This is a genomic window from Trichocoleus sp. DQ-A3 (genome assembly GCF_039961975.1).
GTDB lineage: Bacteria > Cyanobacteriota > Cyanobacteriia > Cyanobacteriales > FACHB-T130 > FACHB-T130.
In genome coordinates, this window is the sequence record NZ_JAMPKC010000008.1 from 93310 (window position 1) to 114853 (window position 21544).

Below are 21544 nucleotides of genomic sequence, written 5' to 3' on the forward strand. Positions count from 1 at the left end.
ATGAAAGTATTAGTAACAGGAACAGAAGGCTATCTCGGCTCGTTACTCGCGCCCCTTTTGATGAAACGCGGACACGAAGTGATTGGGGTAGACACCGGCTTCTACAAAGTAGGTTGGCTGTATAACGCCACCGATTTAACTGCCAAAACTCTCAACAAAGATTTGCGGCACATCACACCAGAAGACTTAGAGGGTGTCGAGGCAATCGTTCACATGGCAGAACTTTCCAACGACCCCGCCGGACAACTCTCACCCAATATCACCTACGACATTAACCATAAAGGTTCAGTTCGCCTTGCCAATCTAGCGAAGGCAGCGGGGGTGCGGCGCTTCGTTTATATGTCTTCTTGCAGCGTCTACGGCGTCGCCACAAAAGATGATGTGACTGAAGAATCTCCCGTCAATCCCCAAACTGCTTATGCAGAATGTAAAACCTTCGTAGAAAGAGATGTCAAACCACTCGCCGATGACAATTTTTCTCCGACCTTTCTGCGAAATGCCACCGCTTTTGGGGCATCCCCCAGAATGCGTTTTGATATTGTTTTAAACAACTTGGCGGGCTTAGCTTGGACAACGAAAGAAATCAAAATGACCAGCGACGGAACTCCCTGGCGTCCGTTGGTTCACGCCCTTGATATCTGTAAGGCAATTATCTGCACCCTAGAAGCGCCCCGTGACATTGTTCACAACCAAATTTTTAACGTCGGGGACACCGCTCATAACTATCGAGTTAAAGAAATTGCGGAAATTATTGCCTCAGTCTTCCAAGGATGCCAGTTAACCTTTGGAGAAAATGGCTCGGACAACCGCAGCTATCGAGTTTCTTTCGAGAAGATTAACAAAACCCTACCGGGATTTAAGTGTGAATGGGATGCCCGACGGGGTGCCCAGCAGTTATTCGATTTGTTCAAGCAGATTGATCTGACTGAAGACATCTTCTTGTTCAGAGGGTTCACTCGCTTGAAGCAGCTAGAGTACCTGATTCGCACTCAACAAATTGATCGAGATTTTTTCTGGAGTAAGGAGTTATTAAATCATGGCGATCGCTAAGTGTCGTTTTTGCAGCAAATCCCTTGAGCATACCTTTGCCGATCTAGGGATGTCACCCATTGCCAATGACTACCTAACACCAGAACAGCTGCGTCGGGCAGAAAAAAGCTACCCACTTCATGCCTATGTTTGCGAAAGTTGCCTTTTGGTGCAGCTAGAAGAGTTTGAATCTCCCGATCATATCTTTGGGGATGGAGACTACGCTTACTTTTCTTCTTACTCAGACAGTTGGTTGCGTCATGCCAAAGCTTACACGGACTTGATGGTAGAAAGGTTTGGGTTTGACAAAAATCATCAAGTCATTGAAATTGCTAGTAATGACGGCTACCTGTTGCAGTATTTCCATGAAAAGGGAATCCCGGTTTTAGGAATCGAACCAGCGGCAAATGTAGCAAAAGTCGCAGAGGAAAAAGGAATTCCCAGCTTAGTCAAGTTCTTTGGGGTGGAAACAGCTAAGGAACTGGCAGCAGAGGGGAAGCAAGCCAATCTGTTGTTGGGCAACAACGTCCTCGCCCACGTTCCGGATGTGAATGATTTTGTAGCGGGAATGAAGATAGCCTTGAAGCCAGATGGCATCTTGACAATGGAATTTCCCCATTTGTTACAGCTGATGCAGCAAAATCAGTTTGACACAATTTATCATGAGCATTTTTCCTACTTCTCCTTCTTAACCGTCGAAAAAATCTTTGCCGCTCACGGTTTGACCTTATTTGATGTCGAAGAAATCCCGACTCACGGCGGTTCGCTGCGAATTTACGGCAAGCATGACAATGCGGCTGAGCCAGCCATGAGCGCTCGCGTCAATCAATTAAAATCCAAGGAAACTCAGGCAGGCTTAGATAAGATAGACACCTATCTGACCTTTGGAGAAAAAGTCAAAGAAACCAAGCGCAAGCTACTGACTTTTTTGATTGAAGCGAAACAACAGGGGAAAGCGATCGCAGGGTATGGTGCCCCAGCCAAAGGCAATACCCTCCTAAATTATTGTGGAGTTCGCACAGACTTTGTTGATTTTACGGTAGATCGCAGCCCTCACAAGCAAGGAACCTTTCTACCCGGCACTCATATCCCCGTCCTCAACCCCGACGAAATCCGCGAAAAACAGCCTGACTACCTGCTAATTTTGCCTTGGAACCTCAAAGAGGAAATTATGCAGCAGATGGCATTTATTCGAGAGTGGGGAGGCAAATTTGTAGTCCCAATTCCAGAAGTGCAAGTTTACCTATGATATTCACCGAAACCAAACTCAAGGGTGCCTTTATTATTGACATAGAGCAACGAGAAGATAATCGAGGATTATTTGCTCGGACTTTTTGTGCCAATGAATTTGCAGATCGTGGATTAAAGCCAAACGTTGCCCAATGCAACCTATCCGTGAACTACAAAAAAGGGACGTTGCGGGGTATGCATTATCAAGCAGCCCCCGCCAGCGAAACAAAATTAGTTCGCTGTACCCGTGGTGCCATATACGATGCAATCGTCGATATGCGTCCAGAATCGCCCACGTATTTGTGTCATGTTGGCATCGAACTAACCGCTGAAAACCGACGTGCCCTGTATATTCCTGAAATGTTTGCCCACGGTTTCCAAACCCTAACCGATGACGCCGAAGTGGTATATCAGATGAGCGAGTTTTATACACCAGGGTATGAGCGCGGGCTGCACTATGACGACCCCATCCTGGGGATTGAATGGCCCTTACCCGTCAGTGAAATTTCCGAAAAAGATTTATCCTGGCCTTTGTTCAGCTCTTATGTTCTTGTCGGGGCATAATTTTTTTCTAACTATTGAGCGAGTTGTTCGATACAGAACTACCCGCTCAATGTTTGGATAATGTAGAGTGAATGGAGCGCTACAACCCTTAAGGAAATAGCAAAGTGAACACAATCTTTTTCGATTCTGATGTTAACGATGAGGTGAGGCGAAAACATCTTTTCAACGGACAGATTTTCGTCTTCTCACCCCGTCCAAGTGCGATCGCGCTGTGCGAATTAGCTCGCGAACTTACCCAAGAAGCGTTTGGTTCTCTAGATCCACGAGAAGCACAATTTAGCCTCCCCGTCGAAAAGTTTGTGGAGATTGTCGCTCCGCTCAAGCCCAGATTTATCCATCACCCCAAGTCAAAGCAGCTGATTCGGGAACTGCTAGAGGATCTTGGCTGCGAAATGAACAAAACCTATTTCGACGTTCCGCGCATGAGGGTTGTGTGTGATGGCACCTACCTCAACGCAGGGGTTGCTTATCCGCTGCACCCGCATCGTGACACCTGGTACGCTGCTCCCCTCTGCCAGATGAACTGGTGGCTTCCCATCTACGACTATGAATCCGAGAGTTCGATGGCATTTCAGCCCCGCTACTGGAGCCAGCCAGTAAAAAATGGCTCTAGCGAGTACAACCACTATGAGTGGAACCGGGAAGGGCGGAAAAACGCCGCCCAGCACATCAAGAAAGATACCCGGAAGCAGCCCCGCCCATTAGAACACGTCGATCTCGATCCGCAGATCCGAGTCGTTACCAAACCAGGCGGAATCATCCTCTTCTCTGGCGCACAGCTGCATTGGACAGTGCCCAACACCTCCGGACGTACGCGCTTTAGCATCGACTTCAGAACCGTACACCTCGACGATGTTATCGCTAAGGACGGCGCACCGAATCTCGACTCCGCGCCTCAGGGCACTACGCTCAGAGAACTCATGCGGGGTAGCGATCTCGCTCGCATTCCTGATGACATCATTGCGCTCTACGAGAACGAGCCACCACCCAGTGAGGAGGGGCTTGTGTTCCAACCTCCGGCGGAAGTCCTAAACTCTGTTCGTTAGAAGTTAACGAGCATTCAGCGAACACTTCCAGATCCAGATGATGCCCTCTTCGGTTTAGGATCTCCCCCAATCCCTTGTTAAAAGGCAATTGGGGGGATCTCCGAGAGCTGAAATGACCGACTCAGATGTATTGCCATCTGATGCAGCAACTAACAATCCTGTAAAGGTCGCTAAAATCAGTGCTAACTTTACGGATGCTGAAGCTAGTATTAAGGACGTTCGAGTTGCCCTTGATTTTTTGCAAAAGAGGCTTAAAGCTGTGAACCTCACCGATCTAAAGAGAGTTCTTAACCCTGATGATATTGGCAACGAGATGTACCAGGTGATCTCAAAGCTATATCCGATTTGCCGCAGTATTACAGGAAATGGCTTTCGAGAAACTCTCAAGATTATTCAAGAACTCATTCCTTTAGAAATTCACGAGGTTCCGACGGGAACGGAAGTGTTCGACTGGACGGTTCCGAAGGAGTGGAATATTAAAGATGCCTACATCAAAAATTCCCAAGGTGAGCGAGTTGTAGACTTCCAAAAATCCAACTTGCACGTTGTCAATTACAGCGTGCCGGTTCGGAAAAAAATGCCCTTCCAGGAACTGAAAGAACACCTGTTTACCCTACCAGACACTCCTGAGTGGATTCCTTATCGGACTTCTTATTATAAAGAAACTTGGGGTTTTTGTTTGAGCCACAAGCAATTTTTAGAACTAAAAGATGAAGAGTATGAAGTCTGCATTGATTCATCTTTAGAACCAGGAAGCCTGACTTATGGCGAGTATTACATCAAGGGAGAAAGCCCAGACGAAGTTTTAATCTCCTGCCATGCTTGTCATCCATCTCTGTGTGACGATAATCTATCGGGCATCGCTCTAAGTGCCTATTTAGCAAAACATCTCAGCTCGATTTCTCTGAGATACTCTTACCGATTTCTATTTATTCCGGGAACGATTGGTTCCATTACTTGGCTGTGTTTAAATGAAGCCCAAGCCCAAAAAATTAAACACGGATTGGTACTAACATGTGTGGGAGATCCAGGCAAAGTTACTTATAAGAGAAGCCGCCAAGGTGATGCCCAAATCGATAGAGCCAGCCTTCACGTTTTAAAGCATTCGGGGCAAGAGCATGAGATTATAGATTTCTTCCCCTATGGCTACGATGAGCGGCAGTATTGTTCGCCGGGGTTCAATCTGGCTGTGGGTTGTTTTATGCGATCGCAGCACGGTGAGTTTCCCGAATACCACACATCGGCAGATAATCTAGATTTTGTGCAACCGCAATATCTGGCTGACTCCTTCTCTAAATGTTTGTCAATTTTCCACGTTTTGGAAGGCAATGGGACTTACTTAAATCAAAATCCTAAATGCGAGCCGAGACTGGGAAAAAGGGGTCTATATAAAGGAATTGGCGGGCAGAAAGAGGGGGCACTGAATGAAATGGCAATTTTGTGGGTTTTGAATTTAGCCGATGGCAATCATACCTTGCTAGACATAGCAGACAGGTCGGGTTTAGCATTTGATGAGATTAAAAGAGCAGCAGATGCTTTACTAGAACATGATTTATTGAAAGAGTGTTTGAAATCAGCAGCCGTCGGCTGAGATTAATCTAAATCCTTGCATCCAAAATTGAATGTCAGCCTTAAAAGACCAAATTGCAGTTGTAACGGGAGCGAGTAGCGGAATTGGCAAAGCGATCGCTCTCGGTTTGGCAGAGCAACGAGTCACGCTTTGCCTGGTGGGACGTAATTTAGAAGCGCTAGAGGCAGTTGCCGAAACTGCTAAAGCAACTGCATCCAAAGTTCTGCTGTATCAAGTTGATCTGACACTAGACGAAGACATTCAGCAGCTAAAAACTCGTCTTGAGCAAGATGTAGGAGAGATTGATCTGCTCGTTCATAGTGCTGGTGTCATCACTTTAGGACACATGAAAACCGCCTCTCTGGAAGACTTTGACTGGCAGTACCGCGTCAATGTTCGCGCTCCTTATGCGCTGACACAAGCTTTGCTCAGTGCGATCGCACTTCGTCAGGGTCAGATCGCGTTCATCAACTCGACCGTGGGTTTGAATGCTAGAGGCGGTGTGGGACAATATGCTGCAACCAAGCACGCACTGAAAGCGATCGCTGACAGCCTGCGAGAAGAAGTCAACGCAGATGGCGTGCGCGTTCTCAGCATCTACCCCGGACGCACTGCTAGTCCCATGCAAGCATCGGTTCAAGAGATAGAAGGTAGAGAATATCATCCAGAACGACTTCTGCAACCAGAAGATGTAGCCGCCGTGGTACTCAATGCCCTCAGTTTGCCCCGCACCGCCGAAGTAACTGACATCAACATTCGACCTTTGAGAAAAGCTTAAATTTCCTTCAGGTTCATAGAATCAAAGACACATTTGGGTAATAACCAAAGGCTTAATAGGCGTCATAATCCTCAACTTTATGTTTTCACGAGCTGAGATATCATTTGTCTGACCTTATCTTCAGAACTTTTTATAGCATTTATAGGAGTTAAATCAGGTTTTCTATGAAAAATTACTTGATTTTCATTCTTTTAATCTTAGGGGCAGTTGGGCTAAATAGCCTTGCTGATAAATACTTAAAAAAGCGATGGAATTTATGGTTAGGCTATGGATTCCCTGTCTTACTTATGATGCTATTTTTATGGAATATTTCTAATCCACCTGCACAAAATTTATTTGCTGACTTTGACAAAGCTTATTACCCAGCGGGTCGTCTTGTACTAGAAAATCCCCCAGATTTATACCTACCAGATAAAAATTGCTTAGGACAACCTGATTGTCCGGCTGGGACTTTTGTAAATATTCCAATAATTGCCTATTTATTTACTCCTTTTTCATTGTTAAGTAAGCAAAATGCCCACATTTTGCTGATGTTTTTAAGTGGCATTGCGATTCTCTTCACTTACTATTTACTAATCAAGCTAGGCGAACTAACAACCGAAAAACAAAAAATCGCCCTACTCGGACTATTTGCGATCAATGGTCCTCTTTATTACAATTTGCGAGAAGGAAATTCGACTCATTTTGTCTTGTTGTTGCTAATCGCAGCTTTTTTTTGCATCCAGGCTAAACGCGAAATTTGGACGGGTGCGCTCTTAGCGATCGCTGCTTTGATTAAAATTCCCTTGTTCCTTTTTGGTGTTTACTTTGTAATGAGAAGTCGATGGCGAGTAGTGGCGGGGTTTAGTGCAGCGCTACTGGCAATTGTCGGAGCATCAATCCTTTTGTTCGGAGTCGATTTACATCAGACTTGGTTTGAGATGTGCATTCAGCCTTACGCTGGAAAGCCAATCGCCGCCTACAACAGTCAGTCACTCGATAGCTTCTTAGCTCGTTTGCTAACTGATGGGGGTCTTACCAAGTGGCTGCCTCTAGAGGTAGGATTGGGGTTCAAACTGGTGCGGTACGCATTGCTCTCACTGCTGTTTGGTGCGACTATTTGGATTTGCTGGCGCTCAAAAAAACCTGTCACATTAGAAGAAGAAAATTTAGAGCTTTCTGTTGTCCTTTGTTTAGCACTGCTTACAAGTCCTATCTCTTGGACTCACTACTATCTATTGTTACTACTACCTTTATCTCTCTATCTAGGTAAAAAACTAGCAGTCCCTAATAAACGGCTTTGGTCTAGCCTAATAATATTAGGCATTTTATTGATATCGTTGCCTGTTACCTATACTCTGGCTTACTTCAAACCAGCAAATGCTCAATTTCTTAGTTTTTTAGTATCCAGGGTATTTATCTCTCATTACTTCTTCGGCGGCATCTTACTACTGGGAGTCTTATTGGCTGCTCGACGGCAGAATTCAAAACGCTTTCAGCAATCTCAAAGTAGTCTTGGTTCTCTGTAACCCTGCTTTGTGACCATGCTTTATGGCATTAATTCTTAAGGTTTCAGTATGATTCTTTTTGTTATACCGCTCAAAAGTCAGCAATCTTCAAATTCTTGGGAGCGCGTTCTTAAGTTATTTGAAAGATGTATCAAGTCAATCTGCAATCAAACTTCACCAGATTTTAGGGTGATTGTTGTTTGTCATAAAAATCCACATATTGACTTTAATCATCCTCAGATCACATACATTGAAGTAGATTTACCACCGCCAAATCCAACTTTAAAAGCTGCGGCTTTGGAGAAATGTAAAGATCCAGATTTGACATTTAAGCGTCTGGACAAGTTGCGAAAGGTTCTGACGGGATTTATCTATGCTCAACAGCTAAAGCCATCTTATATAATGACCGTTGATGCCGATGACTGTGTAAGTAAGCATTTGGCAGAATTTGTCAATCAGCATCCACAATCTAATGGATGGTTTGTAGATAAGGGCTATGTATGTTAGGAGGATAGCCAACTCATATATTACAAAAAATATGCCTTCAATAGATCGTGTGGAAGCGGCCGGATTGTCCGCTATGATTTGTATGATTTGCCTGAAAAGGTGGAAGATGCCAATCTAGCTTTCCTTATCCATATTGATTCTCATAAATCAATTGAACTCAAGAAAGGAGTAAGACTCAAGCAATTGCCTTTTGAAGGTGCTGTTTATATTATTGGAAATGGAGAAAATCTCTATCCAACAGGTTTCGACACTTTATTTGGTGCTAAGGCGGGAATCACGTTAAGCCTCCGATCTCGGATAAGAGAAGCCTTCAATTATCGATTTATAACGAAATCAATTCGTAGCGAATTTGGCTTGTATAAACTGAATTAGAAATTACGTCTAATGTGAATTAGACAAAGGAACGGGAGAGATTGAGAATCAAAGTACCACCGATGAAACTCATCTCTCCGATGACTAGCATAGACTTTCCTAACTTGATGATTGTCGTTTTCGTATTAGTTGACGATTGGTATCAACGGCAGATTGCACCACTTCAGATGGCTCATCCGGGTGTGCGTCCTCGGTTTAGTGACAGCGAGATGCTGACCCTAGCCTTGTTGATGGACTATTTGCCATTTCCGGGAGAAACGCAATTCCTCGGTTTCATCCGTGCCAATTACGCCAGTTGGTTTCCCCATCTGTTAGACCAGAGCCAGTTTAACCGCCGCTTAAGACAACTTGATGGGATGCTAGAACAGTTGCGACGCAGTTGGGTGGTGGAGTTGGGCGGAGTGGGTGAAACTCACCTGTTGATAGACACCAAGCCACTGCCTGTCTTGGGACTCAAGCGTGACAAAACCAGAAGTGACTTTTCCGGCAATGCGGCTCCTGGCTATTGTGCAGCACGGCAAATGTACTACTTTGGGTACAAATTGACCTTGCTCACTACCTGGAATGGCATCCCAATTGCCTACGATTTGGTTCCTGCCAACACCGATGAACGGGTTGCTGTTGAGTCTTTATTTGACTCGATTCGCGGTTGCACCATCTACGGCGATAAAGGCTTTATCGATGCCGATTGGCAGCATCAACTGTACCAGCACACGGGCAATCAAGTATGGACTCTACAACGCCAGAATCAGAAACAGCAGCATCCCACTTGCCTGAATCGTTTCATCTGCCGAGTCCGCCAACGCATTGAAGGGGTATTTCATGAAATTCAAAATACCGGGCGCAATCCGGAACGCCTCTTGAACAAAACCATTGCTGGCTTTTGTGTTCACATTGCCGCTAAATTGGCAAGTCATACCTTACGATTGTTACTCAAACGGCGCTTTGCCATTGATGTGTTAACTTTTCGTCAAGCTGGTGCTTGTTCCTCATAATTCACATTAAGCGTAAATTATAAATAAGCCTTGCAAGGAAAAATAGTTATAAAGCAATTTATTCATTTGATAGGTTGCGCGATCGCATCACTTCTTTTTCGCAGACGTCCCAAAAATAGAGAATAATATTCACTAATCCTAATATTTTGCTTCCATCTTCTAAAATAACTGGAGTTCCTTCACCCTTAATAGGCAATAAGTCTGCCATACCTGAGATTATAAATAAACTAAAACCGACTAGCAACAGAATATAGGGTGTTGATAATATTCTGCGCCAAAATGCAACGATATAGCTCACTAAACCAAGACCGTATAGGGAATACATAATCACCTTTGGGATACCCACTAATAAATCCAGCGTCAAAGTGAGCCGAAATATATCATCCAATAGAAAAATAGTCAGCGCGATCGCAGAGAAGAGGATAAAGGGATCGCCTTTGTGACTATGACGAATTCTTTTTAGTAAGGTAAAGCTAAATATACAGATCGTTAAAGAGATGCACCAGAGGATTTCTGAAAAGTGAGTGAAAAGAGCCAGGTAAGGGATGTCTTTACGAAAAGGTTCAGCAAATAGAAGTTTTATGAAATTAACTCTGGCATAGTAGTCTGAACCGTAGTAGGTGCCTGCCATTTTGACATAGACTGTCATTCCCAGAAACAGTAACAGCACTAGACCATTAAGAACAAGAACGGAGCGGTCTTCTAGGATTTGCTTTTTGATGTCTTGCCAGATTTTTTTTATTTTTAAATTACGCATTTTTATTCAAGCTTGTTCTATTAATTTTATACTGGAAAAATGCAATAAACTTAAATTCTTAATTTATTGTACATTTTTATGTATTTGAGTACAAATAATTTTGAGCGAACAAGTCTAGAGAACCGCCTAATCTCTTTAATTTATCTCCGGACTGAAGCTTTCTGTACTTCAAGGAATACAGCAGACGAATAGATAGCTTGAGCAGCTAAAAAGAGTTGGAGCCACAAAGGGTTGGGGAGACAATCAAGCGAAATTCTGTAATCTAGTCATTGGGTCAGCTTAAGTTATGTTCGTTTTATCGTTACTGTTTATTTTTACATTAGGCTTAGTATGCTTCAACCTAAAATATTTAAAGGATCGTTAGGTTATTGTCTTTAGCTCCGGCTTGGGAACCACGTTAAGAAAGTCGGTGTAGTAATTGACAGCTTCTCCTATGACTGCTGTTATATGTCTGAGCTTTTAGGGAACGCTAAAATATAACCTCAATGAGGTAAGTCTTTCAGTTTGGTTTCGGTACAGTTTTTGTCTTGGATTAAGGTAATAAAGAGAAGGAGTAACTATCTATGGCAACGAGCATCATGCAGCGTAATAATGTCCAGATGCTGGGTGATGGCAGCCAGACAATCATCTTTGCCCACGGTTTTGGCTCGGATCAGACGGCTTGGCGACATCAGGTAGCAGCCTTCGCGCCTAATTTTCGCATTGTGCTGTTCGACCATGTAGGGGGAGGTAAGTCAGATTTTTCTGCCTATAGTCCGCGCCGCTACAGCAGCTTATACAGCTATGCTGAGGATTTGCTGGATTTATGTGCCGAGTTAAAGTTAACCAAGAGCATCTTGGTGGGGCACTCGGTCAGTGGGATGGTTAGTTTACTGGCAGCATTAGTCGAGCCTGATTGCTTCAGCCAACTGATCTTTCTGGATGCGTCCCCCCGTTATCTCAACGATGACGGATATGTTGGTGGCTTCGAGCAGTCTGACTTAGATACACTCTATGCAGCCATGTCAACCAACTACTATGCTTGGGCTAGCGGTTTTGCGCCGATCGCAATGGCTACTCAGGATAAACCTGAATTGGCAGCGGAGTTTGCTAATACGCTAGCCGCTATCCGTCCAGATATCGCGCAAGCGGTCGCTAAAGTGATTTTCCAGTCTGACCACCGAGATGATTTACCACGATTGAATGTACCGACTGTGATTTTACAGGCAAGCGATGATATTGCGGTACCGCCTGAAGTTGGTCAGTACATGGCAGATAAAATTCCTCAAGGTAAGCTGATGAATATCGCTGCTAGAGGACACTTACCGCATATCAGCGCTCCCGACGTGGTAACGAGTGCAATTGCCCAATGTATCGCCGCTTAAACTTAAATCTACTTCGATCGCGGTTGCTGCTTTGTCCTCCTGACCGACTACCGACCTTTAGAGCCGTCCTAATCTGGCTAACCCTCTTTTTCGTAGGACTGGGCGTGCTGGATGGATGGAAGCCTATGCAGATGGTCGCCCCAGTCATCTTGACAATATGCACGCTACTGCCCCTACCAGCGGTGCAAGTCGCACCCGCCGCAGGGCTTTGTATTCTGTTGTTGGGACTGCTACATGGCGATTGGCGGCTAACCCGCCAGTCACTTGAGCTGGGCAGTGTGGCTGTGTTCGGAACATTTGTAGGCTCTTTTCTGCGGGGAATCGAGTGGCGGTTGGCGTCCCAATCGGTGCTGAGTACTCTTACTAATACCGATACCAGAAATTCTCCCGATATACCGATCCGGCAAGCCCTGATCTTACTGCGGGAGTTTGTTTGTGCCGACGCAGCGATCGCGCTACGCCAACTTGATGATGTCACCGCTGAAGCCTTGGTGTGTATTCCCCAGCAGGCGCTGCCAGATCAACTGACAACGCCCACCTTGTTTGAGAAAGCGATCGCTCAAAATCGCTGTCTCTACTATCCAAACTACCCTGCTACTCCCGGTGCTTCTCATGTCTTGGTCGCTAAAGGGACTCAATCCCTCGCCATCCTTCCATTTCAGTATCCCGGTAGGGGCACGACTTTATCAGCGCCCCATAGCGGTGCAATTTTGCTGATCTGGCATCGCCAGACCAACATCTCCCCACGTCTGCGCCAATTTATTGAGTCGCTACTTGGCGAGTTACGCACCCTTCTACAGTTCAGCGATACCACCTTGCGGCTGGAGAATCTACAAGCCCGCTTCGGTGCCATGTTAGAGACAATCCATCAGGGAGTGGTATTTGTAGATGAAAGTGGGGAGCAAGGGTGGATCAATCAAGCCGCTGCCGAGCAACTGGGACTCACCCCAGGAGCTGTAGAACCCCCCGTGCTAGCTCAGGCGATGGCATTGCTACGCACGAGCGCTGATAATCAACAGGAAATCGTGGCGCAGGCAGCAAAGTTTTTTTCCCAACCTCAAGCAGTCATTCGCAATTGGATCTGGGTGTTCAAAGGCGACACGCCAAAAACCCTGAGTATCTCTAGCACGGCGACGCGGGTACACGACGTGCCCGGTCGCCTCTGGATATTCGATGATATTACCGAGCGATATTTCGCGCAACTGGCACTCGTCGAGCGTACTCAGGAGTTATCCCAGGCGAATTTGGAACTGGAAAAGGCAAAAGCAGCGGCTGAAGCAGCGACTCGCATTAAGAGCCAATTCCTCGCCAATATGAGCCACGAAATCCGCACCCCGATGAATGCAATTATCGGCATGACGGGACTGCTACTCAACACTGAGTTAACTCCTCAGCAGCGAGATTTTGTGGAAACCACCCAAAGCAGTGGCGATGCATTGCTAACGCTAATCAACGACATTCTTGACCTTTCTAAAATTGAGTCAGGCAAGCTGGAATTAGAAAAGCATTCTTTTAATTTGCGAGTTTGTGTTGAAGAAGCCCTCGATTTATTAGCTTTCAAAGCAGCCGAAAAAAATCTGGAATTAGCATATTTAATTCATCCAGGAACCCCACTCTCGATTGTGGGAGATGCCAGCCGGTTGCGCCAAATTTTAGTAAATTTGCTTAGTAATGCGGTCAAGTTTACTCAAACTGGAGAGGTAATTGTATCGGTCAGTGCAAACGAGGCGATCGCTCAGGAAGAATCGGAAATCAGTCACGAGCCAACCCACGCATTGCCCGATTACCAAATCCAATTTGCGGTTAAAGACACCGGCATTGGGATTCCCGCCAACCGGATAGACCGCCTGTTCAAATCTTTCAGTCAAGTCGATGCTTCCACAACTCGCCAGTATGGGGGAACCGGGTTGGGACTCGCGATTAGCAATCATCTGAGCGAAATGATGGGCGGTCAGATGTGGGTCGAGAGTATGGGAGCGATCGCGGGAAATCCTCCTTCTAACTGGCAACCTACAATAAAAAAAGCTCCGGGTGCAAAGAGCAACCCTGAATTTCATTCTCCCCTTCAAGAAGGCGAAAGCGTTGCGGCAAAACCGCTAGGGCCTACATCCCCTGCTACGCTCTCGGTCGCTAACAGCCCTCATCCAGACGTAGGCTCTACTTTTTATTTCACCATTGTTGCGGCATCAGCTCCCAATGTCTCTGCGATCGCTTCTCAAAATCCTCAACCTCAGTTAGATGAAAAGCGGCTCCTAATCGTGGATGATAACGCTACAAATCGCCAAATATTGACGCTACAAGCCCAATCTTGGGGAATGCTGACTTGGGCGGCTGAATCTGGTTTTGAAGCCCTCGACTGGTTGAACTTAGGGGAACCGTTTGATATCGCCATTCTGGATATGCAAATGCCACACATGGATGGTCTGACTTTAGCGGCTAAAATCCGTCAGCTGCCTAACTATGAAAAATTACCCTTAATTGTGTTGACCTCCATCGACAGGCCAGAAAGGAGTCATGATGTCCAAGCCGTCGATTTCGCGGCATTCCTCACCAAACCCGTTAAACAATCCCATCTCTATAATGTCTTGAGCCATATCTTGGGCGAACAGCCGATCCCGGTGAAACCCTCGCGCCCAAATCTACCGGCAATCAATCCCCAACGAGGGGTACAATTTCCCCTGCGGATTCTGTTAGCAGAAGACAATATTGTGAATCAAAAGGTAGCCTTGTATTTACTATCACAGATGGGCTATCGAGCAGATATTGCCAGTAATGGATTAGAAGTGCTAGAAGCTCTACATCGCCAATCCTATGACGTGGTACTGATGGATGTGCAGATGCCAGAAATGGATGGATTGACAGCGACTCGCCGCATCATTGGGGAATGGTTGCCTGCTTCTCGTCCCCGCATCATTGCCATGACAGCGAATGCGATGCAAGGAGATCGAGAAGAATGTCTCAAGGCAGGCATGGATGACTACCTAAGCAAACCGATCCGAACCGAGGAACTCATCCAAGCTTTGAGCAAGTGTCAGCCTTTAAGCGAGGCTGAGAAACCAGGATTGTTAGCGAAGCAGCACGTTAGCGAAGCCAAGAGCGATCGCGCCTTAGTCCAGACTGAGGCAGAAATAGACAGTTTAGTGCAGACTGAGGCAGAAATAGACAGTAGAAGAATTCCCCCCGTCATCCCGTCACCCCCTCACCCCTCTCTTCCGACTCCCCAACTCAGTCCTCAGTCCTCTGTCCTCAGTCCTTCTATCGACAGTGGGAGAATTCCCCCCGTCATCCCGTCACCCCCTCACCCCTCCCTTCCGACTCCCCAACTCAGTCCTCAGCCCTCTGTCCTCAGCACTTCTATTGATGCCAAAGTGTTGCAATCATTTCGCAAAATGGTCGGTGAAGATGCCGAGGCGATTTTAGGAGAGATGATCGATTGCTACCTCGACGATGCGCCAAAACTCTTAGAAGCGATCGCGATCGCAGTTGCCCAAGCAAATGCACCCCAGTTGCAACGCACCGCTCACACCCTCAAGTCAAGCAGTGCCACCCTAGGTGCCACAACCCTCGCCCAACTCTGTAAAGAGTTAGAAATCATGGCTCGGACTGGAAATATTCAAAATGCATTAGACAAATTGCCGCAGCTTGAAGCTGAGTATGAACAAGTTAAGGCGGATTTGCACTCTCAACGCCAGCCAAATTAGCTATGAACACCACCGACGCTAATCAACATACTCCCCTCATCCTCGTCGTAGATGACGACAAATTCATGCGGCTTCAACTTCGCCGAGCGATGGAACAAGCCGGATACGAGGTAGCAGAAGCAAGCGACGGAGAGGAAGGTTTAGCCGCCTACACGCGCCTACACCCAGATATTGTGCTGCTGGATGCCATGATGCCAGTGATGGATGGTTTTACCTGCTGTCATCTATTGCGTACCCTTCCAGAGGGTGATTCTCGTGGAGAGAAGTTTGGCGATTCTCCTACAGCGACGGGAACTGCTGAAAAAAGTCGCCCCCCTAGAGGATCGCGGAACACACCCGTATTGATGATTACGGCTCTTGAAGATCAAGAATCGGTCGATCAAGCATTTGAGGCGGGTGCCATTGATTACATTACCAAGCCGATTCACTGGGCAGTTCTGCGCCAGCGCGTGCGTCGTGTCCTCCAAGCTAGCCAAGCAACAGAGGAATTGCGACAGCAAACTGAGCGGGCACAACTGAGCGAGGAGCGACTAAGGTTAGCCCTAGAAGCTGCCCACATGGGCACCTGGGACTGGAATATCCATAGCGGCAAAGTTGTTTTCTCCGCAACCGCAGAAGCGAATTTTGGTCTGACCCCAGGTTCCTTTGACGGCACCTATCAAAGCTTCCTCACCAAAATCCATCCTCTAGACCTAGAATTAGTCACTCAAGCTTTAGTACGCCCCGTGGAAGAAGGGGCGGACTATGACATCGAATACCGGATTATTTGGTCGGATGGTAGCGTTCATTGGATAGCCAGCAAAGGTCAAGTTTATTACGACCAAACCGGCAAACCCATCCGTGTGAACGGCATCAACATGGACATCACCGAGCGCAAGCACTCGGAACAAAAAATTTGCGAACAAGCGGCTCTACTGGATATCGCCACAGATGCAATTCTGGTTCAAAATCTAGACAACCAAATCTTATTTTGGAACCAAGGTGCGGAACGTCTCTATGGCTGGAAGCAAGAAGAAGCCCTCGGCAATAACACTGCTGAGCTGTTGCATAAGCAAATTTCACTAAAACTTCGAGCCGCCCAAAAAACTCTCATCGAGGAAGGAGAGTGGTATGGTGAGTTGTATCAAATGACCAAATCTGGTCGAGAAATCATTGTTGAAAGTCGCTGGACGCTCGTGCGCGATGAGGCGGAAAACCCAAAAGCAATTCTGATTGTCAACACCAATATAACTGAAAAAAAACAACTAGAAAGGCAGTTTCTCCGCGCTCAGCGCATGGAGAGCTTAGGAACGCTGGCTAGCGGCATTGCCCACGATTTAAACAATGTGCTAGCGCCTATCTTGATGTCAGTTCAACTTCTGCAAATCAAGATTCAGGATCGCCAGAGTCAACAGCTGCTTTCCATCCTCGAAACGAATGCCAAACGTGGAGCTGATTTAGTTAAACAGGTGCTTTCTTTTGCGCGAGGCATGGAAGGCGAACGGACAAATCTCCAAGTCGGGCACCTAATTTACGAGATTGCGAAGATCGCAAATGAAACTTTCCCTAAATCAATCGAGATTCATACGCATATCCAGACAAGAGAGCTGTGGCCTGTTTCTGGCGATGCTACTCAACTACATCAGGTACTGATCAATCTTTGCGTCAATGCTCGTGATGCCATGCCAGATGGCGGGACGTTGAAGATTTCCGCCGACAATACAGTAATTGATGAAAACTATGCCAGGATGAACTCAGGTGCAAAAGTGGGTGCCCATATTGTGATTAGTGTCTCTGATAGTGGAGTGGGAATGCCTACTGAGATGCTTGATAGAATCTTTGAGCCATTTTTCACAACTAAAGAAATTGGCAAAGGTACGGGTCTGGGTCTTTCAACTGTTCTTGGCATCATCAAAAGCCACGGTGGTTTTTTGAATGTATATAGCGAAGTGGGAAAAGGCACAGAATTTAAGATCTACTTGCCAGCAATCGAGGGAGAATTAACATCGCAAGCTCTAAAAAAACCATCTAATCTGTTAACTGGAAACGGCGAGTGTATTCTGGTTGTTGATGACGAAGCTTCAATTTCTCAAGTGACTCAAGCATCTCTAGAAACTTATGGCTATAAAGTTTTAACTGCGAGCGATGGGATTGAGGCAGTCGTACTGTATGCCCAGCATAAAACGGAAATTAGTGTTGTACTCCTCGATATGATGATGCCGTCTATGGACGGGCCAACAACGATTCGCACGCTACAAAAAATTAACCCGCAAGTTAAAATTATTGCGGTTAGCGGACTCTTATCTAACGATAGGGTGAGTGAGCTGGCTCGCGCTGGGGTCACAACCGTTTTGTCAAAACCCTACACTACAGAAGAGTTGTTGAAAGCCTTACATGAGATAATTATCTAATGCAAGACTTAACAGCAACTGCTCAACTGATGCCATACTTCCTCTGCATGACTTCCTGACGACAAACGTGCCAAAAGTAAAATGCGATATTGAGGATTCCCAGTAACTTCGTGCCATCTTCTAGCATTGCCGGAGTACCATTTCCTTTGATGTGCAAGATGTCCACTAAGCCAGAAATGCCAAATAAGATACCCGCAATTATCAGCAATACATAAGGCGTTGATAAAAGTTTGCGCCAGAAGCATAAACCATAAGCGATCGCGCCAGTACCGTATACTAAGTACATCACCCCTTTGGGCACCTTAGCTACATCTCTCAAAATTAAGGTAATCCGAAATAAATCGTCGGCTAATAAAACAAAAATCCCAATCGCAGAACATAAGATAAATAGATTTGCTTTGCGATTGGGAGAAATTATGTTTAGCAAGCTAAAGCTAAACAAACAAACTGTACCTGAAAGGCACCATAACACTTCAGAGACACTCGTTAATAAGCCGTAGTAGGGTCGTCGGATTGAGAAGGGATCTGCAAAAAGAAATTCAATCCCTTGACCTTTTCCCAGAAATTTTGCGTAAACTGACAGCGCCAAAAATACTAATACAGTTCCGCCATTCAAGAAGAGGATCAGGCGATCGGCTTCTATTTGCTTCTTACTTTCTTGCAAGATTTTATTAAATACGTGAAGCTGCATTCTTATTCAAATCAGTTATCACCTATTTAACATAGCTGATAACTGATTGTACCGGCTACAGTTTAAATAGAAGCCGTTCTGTAGGTTACAACTTCTTGAGGCACGGTAGGAGCCTGAGTATTGATTTTTCTGGAATAAGTAACTCTCGCTAAAGAAATCCAAGCGGCAAGCGAAAACATGGCTGGATATGCCATCTTGAGTGCCATTAAGATTTTTCCTTGCTTGAGTCCTACCAAACTCCAATGCAGTTTGAGAAACGCCTTAATTTCCTCAAGTTTCGGAATAGACGAGCGATATTTTTCATGCACTAACGGGTAGATTCTTTCCTTGATTAAGATATTGGTTTCTAACCGTTTTTGCAGTGAAAACTTCTGATTGCATCCACCCGGCCATAATGTCCGGAAGGTAAGATACTGATTAACAAATGCGGCATCCCCATATTGGGCAATTTTAACCCAAGAGTCGATGTCATCGCAGTTACCATCTAAAGCCGAATCCCAACCGCCTGACTTGATAAAGGCATCTTTTTTGAAAGCAACTTGAACGGGTGTCCCAAAAGGAACCACTTCCATCAACATCCCGTAGTGGATATCCTCTTGTTTCACGTAAAATAGTTTGCCAGGACCGCTCGGCTTGGTGCGGGTAACTTCTTCACCGTTGACATCAACTTGAACGGCTTGACACGAGCAAATCGCTGCTTGAGGACGTTGAGCGATCGCTTTTACCATTTCCCAGACACAGTTGGGTGCCAGATAGTCATCATCATCCAGCGGTTTGATCCAGTCTCCGGTTGCCACGGCAACCCCAGCATTTACGGTAGCGGAGTGACCGCTATTGACTGGGTTGCGGTAGTAAACTACGCGATCGCCCAAGCTGCGGACATATTCTTCGGTACCGTCCGTGGAACAGTCATCTGCTACTACCACTTCGCAGGGCAAAGTTTGCGCGAGCGCTGATTCAATCGCCCGCCGCAGCAGCGGTAAACGATTATAGGTTGTAATTACGATGCTAAATTTCAGCATATAGAGCAGCTCCTGAGCCGTTATAAAGTTATTTGTTATCAGCGCAGCTTTCTACTTAAGCCACAAAAGTCAGGTACTTTTTCAATCCATTAGTTTACTTTTTCAGCCTTTAGGGGGATGAATTAGCCGATTTTACTTACGTAAGTACACTAACATCTACCCGTAGATAGAGAATAGACTTGCAAAATTTATCCGTATAAACACTTATCTTAAGCAATTTTTTTGAAGAAAGCATCAAGATAAGGTGAAGAAAATGTATATCCCGGATAATCTTCTTAAAGTTTTCGTAAAGATATCGGCAACCCGCTATCAATTCATCGGTTTGTATCATTAAATACAAACAAATTTCACAAAAGACGCGATCGCTCGAAAACCCGATTTTACAGTATCAACTATAAACTCACCGTGCTTTTAAGGATGATAACTTCGGCAGGTTTTGGGGAACTCAGTTAAGGAAAGAAGTTTCTATTGCTGTTAGAGACGCTGCCGCCAGTGAGTCGGAGCGATGTCCCATCATCTGCTTTTACAGGCAGCTATAGTGGGAAAAGTGCCAAAGCCTACAGCACGCTGCGCTTACCGCGTAGCGATACTTGTAGGGGTTATCGTCGCCTAACCATCATGAGCGAATTCCCAGATTTTTCCGATTTAGGCTATCAAATCGAAAGAGAGCTAGGGCACAACCCTTGCGGGGGTCGAGTTACTTACCTGGCAAGCCGTACCAATACACAGCAGCGCGTCGTTATCAAGCAATTTCAGTTTGCCCATTCGGGTGCCCGCTGGTCAGACTATCAAGCTTATGAGCAAGAAATTAAGGTGCTACAGCAGCTGAACTCACCCAGCATTCCCCAGTACCTCGATTCCTTTGAAACTCCCACTGGCTTTTGCCTGGTTCAAGAATATAAACCGGCTCCCTGTGTCTCTACATCGCGTCACTTTACCCCAGAGGAAGTCAAGCAAATTGCCATTGCCCTGTTAGAAGTTTTAGTCTACTTACAACAGCAAAATCCCCCGATTATCCATCGAGATATTAAGCCGGAAAATATCTTAGTGGATGAACAACTGAAGGTTTACCTGGTAGATTTTGGCTTGGCTCGCATCGGAGGTGGGGAAGTCGCCGCCAGCAGTACCGTCAAAGGCACGTTGGGATTTATGCCGCCAGAACAGGTGTTCAATCGTCAGCTAACCCAAGCATCTGACTTATATAGTCTCGGCGCGACGCTGATTTGCTTGCTCACCCAAACCAAATCTACGGAAATTGGCAATTTAGTTGATGAAGCTTATCGGATCGATTTTAAGCAGATGGTGCCGCATCTGAGTCGGCAATTTGTAGACTGGCTCTCAAAAATGACGGCACCCAGCCTTAAAAATCGCTTCGAGCGTGCAGTGGATGCCCTAGAAGCTCTGAGGTCGATTGATGTTCGCCGCCGCGTACTCAAGCCAAGTGATATTGTCCGCTATGCCAAGGCATTCGGAACTCTAGACCGTCCCATAAAAACCAAGATTCTTGCCGCTGGATTAGTGCTAACATCCCTGGGGTTTGCCACGGTCAAAGACAGGCCCAGTTTAGTTAAAGCGGATCTCGTCAGGCAGTTGTTGGAAACTAACCACTGTGACAGATGCGACTTAAGCTATGTTCATCTGAGTCGAGCCGATTTGAGTAACGCCTATCTAACGGGTGCCAACCTTCGGGATGCCTATCTCAGGGGTGCCAACCTCATCGGTGCCGACTTGACGGGTGCCGACCTCAGGAATGCTTACTTGGCAGTTGCCGATTTAACCATTGTTAAGTTCAGGGGTGCCAACCTCGAAGGTGCCGATTTCCAGGATGCTTACTTGGGGAGTGCCGACCTGAGAGGAGTCAAACTCAGGGATGCCAATCTGGAAGCGGCTGACCTTGAAGGTGCCGACTTGACGGGTGCTGACCTCAGGGGAGCGAACCTCAAAGATGCCAACTTAGAGGGTGTCACGATAACCGGAGCCAAGCTGACAGATACCATCATGCCCGATGGCTCGATTCATCGATAGCTCAATGCAAGTGGTT

17 protein-coding genes are annotated in these 21544 nt (G+C 46.0%); 14 read left to right on the forward strand and 3 right to left on the reverse strand.

Going from position 1 to position 21544, the window contains the following annotated elements:
* From NDI44_RS14645 to NDI44_RS14690, 10 genes are all read left to right on the forward strand, one after another.
* Positions 1-1050, forward strand: a complete 1050-nt coding sequence (locus NDI44_RS14645; protein WP_190412204.1) for an SDR family oxidoreductase — start codon at positions 1-3, stop codon at positions 1048-1050.
* Positions 1037-2278, forward strand: coding sequence for a class I SAM-dependent methyltransferase (locus tag NDI44_RS14650; RefSeq protein ID WP_190412205.1), 1242 nt, complete (start codon positions 1037-1039; stop codon positions 2276-2278). The genes NDI44_RS14645 and NDI44_RS14650 overlap by 14 nt, the downstream gene beginning before the upstream one ends.
* Positions 2275-2823, forward strand: coding sequence for a dTDP-4-dehydrorhamnose 3,5-epimerase (gene rfbC / locus NDI44_RS14655; protein WP_190412206.1), 549 nt, complete (start codon positions 2275-2277; stop codon positions 2821-2823). Before NDI44_RS14650 ends, rfbC begins: the two co-directional genes overlap by 4 nt.
* Before the next feature lie 104 nt (positions 2824-2927).
* Positions 2928-3869, forward strand: a complete 942-nt coding sequence (locus NDI44_RS14660) for a hypothetical protein (RefSeq protein ID WP_190412207.1) — start codon at positions 2928-2930, stop codon at positions 3867-3869.
* A 313-nt stretch (positions 3870-4182) separates the two neighbouring features.
* Positions 4183-5460: a DUF4910 domain-containing protein gene (locus tag NDI44_RS14665; protein WP_190412288.1), complete on the forward strand. Its 1278-nt coding sequence runs from the start codon at positions 4183-4185 to the stop codon at positions 5458-5460.
* A 31-nt stretch (positions 5461-5491) separates the two neighbouring features.
* Positions 5492-6217 carry an SDR family oxidoreductase gene (locus tag NDI44_RS14670; RefSeq protein WP_190412208.1) on the forward strand — a complete coding sequence of 242 codons (726 nt, stop codon included), beginning with the start codon at positions 5492-5494 and terminating at the stop codon, positions 6215-6217.
* Positions 6218-6381: 164 nt separating this feature from the next.
* A complete protein-coding gene (locus NDI44_RS14675; RefSeq protein ID WP_339380635.1) occupies positions 6382-7725 on the forward strand; it encodes a glycosyltransferase family 87 protein in 1344 nt (447 codons plus the stop codon).
* Positions 7726-7773: 48 nt separating this feature from the next.
* Complete coding sequence (locus NDI44_RS14680; RefSeq protein WP_199304813.1) at positions 7774-8211, forward strand: glycosyltransferase family A protein; 438 nt, start codon at positions 7774-7776, stop codon at positions 8209-8211.
* A gap of 99 nt (positions 8212-8310) precedes the next feature.
* Positions 8311-8583: a hypothetical protein gene (locus NDI44_RS14685; protein WP_199302994.1), complete on the forward strand. Its 273-nt coding sequence runs from the start codon at positions 8311-8313 to the stop codon at positions 8581-8583.
* 62 nt (positions 8584-8645) lie between these two features.
* Positions 8646-9578, forward strand: a complete 933-nt coding sequence (locus NDI44_RS14690) for an IS982 family transposase (protein ID WP_199304815.1) — start codon at positions 8646-8648, stop codon at positions 9576-9578.
* Positions 9579-9636: 58 nt separating this feature from the next.
* Here NDI44_RS14690 and NDI44_RS14695 read toward each other — a convergent pair whose 3' ends face one another.
* On the reverse strand, positions 9637-10335 hold the full coding sequence (locus tag NDI44_RS14695; RefSeq protein ID WP_190412210.1) for a hypothetical protein: 699 nt from the start codon (positions 10333-10335) through the stop codon (positions 9637-9639).
* Positions 10336-10898: 563 nt separating this feature from the next.
* On the opposite strand from NDI44_RS14695, the gene NDI44_RS14700 reads away from it, so the two are divergent.
* From NDI44_RS14700 to NDI44_RS14710, 3 genes are read left to right on the forward strand one after another with little or no spacing between them, the layout of a single operon-like run.
* Complete coding sequence (locus NDI44_RS14700; protein WP_190412211.1) at positions 10899-11699, forward strand: alpha/beta hydrolase; 801 nt, start codon at positions 10899-10901, stop codon at positions 11697-11699.
* Positions 11684-15400: a response regulator gene (locus NDI44_RS14705; protein WP_242033248.1), complete on the forward strand. Its 3717-nt coding sequence runs from the start codon at positions 11684-11686 to the stop codon at positions 15398-15400. Before NDI44_RS14700 ends, NDI44_RS14705 begins: the two co-directional genes overlap by 16 nt.
* A gap of 2 nt (positions 15401-15402) precedes the next feature.
* Positions 15403-17790, forward strand: coding sequence for a response regulator (locus tag NDI44_RS14710; protein WP_190412212.1), 2388 nt, complete (start codon positions 15403-15405; stop codon positions 17788-17790).
* A 22-nt stretch (positions 17791-17812) separates the two neighbouring features.
* On the opposite strand, the gene NDI44_RS14715 is transcribed toward NDI44_RS14710, so the two are convergent.
* Together NDI44_RS14715 and NDI44_RS14720 are read right to left on the reverse strand one after the other, a co-directional pair.
* Complete coding sequence (locus tag NDI44_RS14715) at positions 17813-18481, reverse strand: hypothetical protein (protein WP_190412213.1); 669 nt, start codon at positions 18479-18481, stop codon at positions 17813-17815.
* Between the two features lie 62 nt (positions 18482-18543).
* Complete coding sequence (locus tag NDI44_RS14720; RefSeq protein WP_190412290.1) at positions 18544-19500, reverse strand: glycosyltransferase; 957 nt, start codon at positions 19498-19500, stop codon at positions 18544-18546.
* Between the two features lie 471 nt (positions 19501-19971).
* Here NDI44_RS14720 and NDI44_RS14725 point away from each other — a divergent pair, with 471 nt between their 5' ends.
* Positions 19972-21528, forward strand: coding sequence for a serine/threonine-protein kinase (locus tag NDI44_RS14725; RefSeq protein WP_242037036.1), 1557 nt, complete (start codon positions 19972-19974; stop codon positions 21526-21528).
* Positions 21529-21544: the final 16 nt, after the last annotated feature.